The following is a 5,061-nucleotide window of genomic DNA, read 5'->3' as shown; positions in this document are numbered from 1 at the left end:
TTATTTAGCCTTCACGGATATAATCCTCTAAGGTTTTAATACCTTTTGGGACATTCTATATTGAAATAATATTTTGTTGAATATATTGGATTGAATCTTTAAAGCAATTCAACAATTGCTGCAAAATAAGTTCGCACCTATGGTGGTTACAATAGCTACTTGATGTGCAGTTATTGAGCGACAGGTCAAAGTACTTAGGACGGACTATAAGGAAGTATTGATAGGGTTTCGTTCAAGCAGGAAGATAAATATATGACGGTTACATGTTCGGCATTTGGATGTGACTTTGTTAAATCAAACTCAATCCATTTTGCGTATTCTTATGATCATTATAAATAAGTTCTGAAAACATTTTTTCGATGGTTAAAAATGCGTTCACGATATCTGGATCAAAATGTTTGCCACTCTCAGATTGTATTTTATTTATCACTTCAATGTGGCTAAGTGATTGTTTGTAAGGCCTTTCAGACCTAAGTGCATCATATACATCGGCGAGAGCGAAAATTCGTGCTTCCAACGGAATATTTTCCCCTTTCAAGCCTTCAGGATACCCTGTTCCATCGAATCTTTCATGATGAAATGCGGCTATATTTTTGGCCATGATGATAAATGGCTGGTGTATTCCATATTGATCAATAATGTCTTGAAGCACTTTGCCCCCTATTAACGGGTGTTGACGCATTTCTTGAATCTCTTCGAAGTCCAGTTTGCTCGCTTTCAATAAAATTGAATCTTGAATCCCAACCTTTCCGATATCGTGCAAGGGTGCCGTTTCATAAATATTCTCTATAAACTCTTTGCTAATTATGTTTGCATATTTATTACTTTTCTTAAGCTGTTTTGCCAATTGCATGGCAAAGGTCTTTGTGCGCAATAGATGTGCTCCGGTCTGTGGGTCTCTTGAGTCAGTCAACTCCACTAACGAAGTGACAATTGCCATTTGTGCACGGTTTCTTTCGTTGAGTCGTCTAATGTCAATGTTACTGAGAACTATTACCAGCCCAATAAAAATGATAAACAGCATTGCAGACAACCATATCAGTCGCTGGAGTGCTGTCTTTAGTCCGATGTGGTGGTGGTAGAGTCCAATAACCAATTGTCGTCCGGAAAACAGGTTTACTGTTGAGTAATGAATGGTTTCCGTATCCGAAACCACAAGCTTTCCTTCTTGAGTGTCGAGATGGTAGCCTTGCGTCTTTGCCGTTAACGACCCATCGGCTCGTAATGAAAGGACCATACCCGATTTGGTCTGAACAAACATGTTTTTGGGTAAAATCTGAAAAAGTTTGGAAACATCAACTGTTACAATTAGAAGGCCTCTTTGCTTTCCATTATTATCAAATAGTGAAGAAACAATACGAATCACAGCAGATGCGGAATCTTCAACGGTGCCGTGGTCCACATTCAAATCGATCAGCGATATGTAGATATGATCTTTACGGTATAAGGCTTCTTGAAAAAAGTTTTTACGTTCTTCGTTATTCAGGTTTTCTGGGGCAACTGTAAGAGGTTTGCCGTCAGGTTTGGTATCGATTCTGACAACTTCCCGACCCTCGGCGTCGAGAATGCGAATCTGATAGATCTCTTCAGATGCTCTGGAAAAATTATGAATTAATCCTTGAACCTCGGTTTGGTACCGCTCGGATTTAAAGTCGCTGTTGGCAAAATTTCGGACACTGGTCATATCACGTATGAAGAACAGGTGGTGCTTGAAATTGGCGAAAAAGGACTGGACGATTATCTTACCAACATCTAGCTCAAGAGACGCGGTTTCATGTCGCCACCGGCTTTCCCTATCATAGATTCGACTGACGCCAAAATATAGCACAACTGAAAAAAAAATAGCGATCAAAAGTACTATTGCGAAAAAGACCTTGTTTTGTCGCAAAATATTTTTGATCACACCTACAATCCTCCATATTCTTTTTTTAATCAGAGTTAAAAAAATCTGGGGGCCTTAGACTCCTGTTAGAGTCAAGTTATTCCATAATCTTTAAGCTTTAATTGAAGCGTTCTTCGGCTTATACCCAATGTCTTGGCGGCATGTGTTCGATTACCATTGTGTTCCTCCAATGTCCTTAATATCATTTCTTTTTCAACATCTTTTAGGGACCTTCCAGGAGTTAGGTCAACAGGCTCTGTTACCTTATCTAAATCTTCACCCCTCAGTGTTGCGGGGAGGTCTGTCGATTTTATTGTATTGCTACGTGTCATAATAACCGATCGTTCAATGATATTTTCCAGTTCGCGAACGTTTCCCGGCCAATCATGTCGCATTAATAAATCCATAGCCATGGGAGTGAATCCAGAAATTTGGCGTTTGTTTTTCTTGGTGTATTTTGCCAAAAAATAATTAGATAGAGGAAGGATATCGTCACTTCTTTCTCGCAATGGCGGTACTTTCAATTCAACGACATTCAATCGGTAAAAAAGATCTTCACGAAAGTTACCTTCTTCGACCTCTTTTTTTAGCACTCGGTTGGTGGCAGCGATGATTCTGGTGTCGACTTTAATTGATGAGGTGCCGCCGACTGGTTCAAACTCTTGCTCCTGAATTACTCTTAGAATTTTTGCTTGTGTCGGTGGCGCCATCTCGGCAATTTCATCAAGAAATATCGATCCTTTATCGGCCAATTTGAAGCGCCCCATTTTTTTACCAATAGCACCTGTGAAAGCACCTTTTTCATGTCCGAAGAGTTCGCTTTCAAGCAGAGTATCCGGAAGCGCAGCGCAATTGATTTTAATAAACGGTTTATCTTTTCGGTAGCTGTTTTGATGAATTGCATTCGCAATAAGTTCCTTGCCGGTTCCACTTTCACCCAAAATCAAAACATTGGCATCCGATGGTGCCACCATACTAATCGATTCAAGAAGACGTTTCATCGGTTTACTTCTACCGATGATGCCAGCGATGTCAAATTTTTCGCCAAGTCTTTCCTTAAGCAAAGCGTTTTCTTCAGTTATTTGTTGGCTGGTCAATGCTTTATCAATTGATATCTTTAGGATGTCTATATCGATTGGTTTAGTGATATAATCAATAGCACCCGATTTCATGGCTTTTACAGCAGAATCAACAGATCCGTATGCTGTCATTATTATAATAGGCAGTTGAGGGCTGATTTTTAGGATTTGTTGTAGAGCTTTGATACCATCGATCCTTTTCATTCGGACATCCATCAGGATCAGATTAAAAAACTGATTCCCGACCAATTCAATGGCTTCATCTCCATCTTCCGCTTGAATGACGTTATACCCCTCTGCGGACAATACTGTGTCAAGCATTGCTCGGTGAGGCGTTTCATCGTCGACGATTAAAATATTTGGTTTCATAGTGCGACCACGCCTTTTCTCCCAATGACTTGATCGGTGATTAAATTATCACCCTTTTTGGACAATCGGGATTTCTATTGATATATTGCACCCTGTATTCTTACCATGAGGTGGACTGATTATATGTATAGATCCCTCATGGCTTTCTATAATCTTATGAACGATCGGTAAACCCAATCCGGTACCATTTTCATGCGTGGTAAAATACGGATCAAAAATTCTTCCTTTAGCATCGTCACTGATTCCGGGGCCATCATCTTCGACTGACACCAATATGTGTGTGCCACTCTTAATCAAATTTGTGGTGACTGTTAATCTTCCATCCAAGCCTGTGGCTTGTATGGCATTAAGAAGAATATTCAGGAGTGCTTGAGTAATTTGCCCTTCATCCATCGAAATTTCAGGCAAGTCTGGTTTAAAATCAGTATCAATGACAATATTCTGAGCCTTTGCGTCAGCTTCAACAAGGCGAAGTGTATGGGTTATGAGCAGGTTTATATCTGCTGGTTGGAAGTCAGGTTCCATCGGGTTGGAAAAACAAATCAAATCAGATACGACATTATTAATTCTATCAATTTCCTTAATGACAATATCAGAGCACTTCTTCTCGGAGCTTTCCGAATCAAAGCCCCGACCTAAATATTGCGTAAAACCACGAATGGAGCTTAACGGGTTTCTGATCTCATGAGCGACGCCGGCAGCCAGTTCACCAACGGCGGCCAGTTTTTCTGAGCGCCTAACCAGTTCCTCCAGTTTTTTTATATCACTGAGATCCCTAATTTGTATAACGGCTCCGCCCAAGCTGCCGGTTTCCTTGGTTAGCGGTGTCACGCTTATTGACAGTGGTCTTGATCTTGACTCGCCACAAACAAAGTTGATCTCCTTATCTAAAACGGTGATGCCGTTAGACAGTGTCTGATCGACTCCAATGAATGTAAAGTCCAGAACCTCTTCCAAACGCACGTCTTTTATATCTTTCCTGTCGATTTCCAAAAGTGTTAATGCTCTCTCGTTGTACGCAGTGATATTTAGCTTATTATCGATACTGACAATACCAGAAGAGAGGCTCGAAATTACCTGGCTGGTGTAGTCTTGGGTCTGTCTTAACGTCTTTTCTACGAGATAATAATTTTGAATAATGAATGTAAAAAAAATGGCAGCTGATCCGAGGGCGATGACGATCCCAGCCATCATCATGGCATGGTGGCTGTCGGATTCTCTGGCTATTTGCAGGTAATCCATTTTTAAACCCAGAACAATGCGTTCTCCGACGTGATCCGATCGATTTGTGCTGCCCATCATCATATGGTGGCCGGTAACAGCTGAAGCTGTAAATTGTTTTGACAGTTCGTAGATTTTTTCACCATTTTCCAGCTTTCGAATCTTTGCATGAAGCTGAGCGTTATCAAATGATTCGGGGGGTAGCCCTATTATGCTGAAATCCTCAGGATTGGAATGATGAGAAATACGTCCGCGCTTGTCGACCATATAGATATAGGCGATGTCTTTATTGCTACCTACCTCATTAATCAGACTCTTGATAGAATCTTCCTGCCACATATGCATTGCCATGCCTGCTCTGGCACCTGCCTCTACCGCATCGAGCATGGCGACTCCCTGGCGATGAAGGAAATCTATCGCCACCGAAGCTTGTCGGTCCAGGTTTCGATAGGTGGAGATGCCCATAAGAACCAGCAGAATGATTACGATGGCCAATATCGAGAGGGCTGG

General features: G+C 41.2%; 3 protein-coding genes. All 3 read right to left on the bottom strand.

What is annotated here, in order from left to right:
- Positions 1-289 precede the first annotated feature (289 nt).
- Positions 290-1,903 (bottom strand): HD domain-containing phosphohydrolase, encoded by a 1,614-nt coding sequence (locus tag ABYV26_RS20575; protein ID WP_372683235.1) that lies wholly within the window; start codon positions 1,901-1,903, stop codon positions 290-292.
- A 71-nt stretch (positions 1,904-1,974) separates the two neighbouring features.
- Positions 1,975-3,330: a sigma-54 dependent transcriptional regulator gene (locus ABYV26_RS20570; protein ID WP_155306184.1), complete on the bottom strand. Its 1,356-nt coding sequence runs from the start codon at positions 3,328-3,330 to the stop codon at positions 1,975-1,977.
- A 48-nt stretch (positions 3,331-3,378) separates the two neighbouring features.
- Positions 3,379-5,061, bottom strand: a 1,683-nt coding sequence (locus ABYV26_RS20565; RefSeq protein WP_372683234.1) for a nitrogen regulation protein NR(II), incomplete at its 5' end; no start/stop codon positions are given.

This window comes from Desulfosarcina sp. (assembly GCF_041551955.1).
GTDB lineage: Bacteria > Desulfobacterota > Desulfobacteria > Desulfobacterales > Desulfosarcinaceae > Desulfosarcina.
Note: the sequence above shows the minus strand (reverse complement) of the source record. Positions and strands in the feature narration are given on the sequence as shown.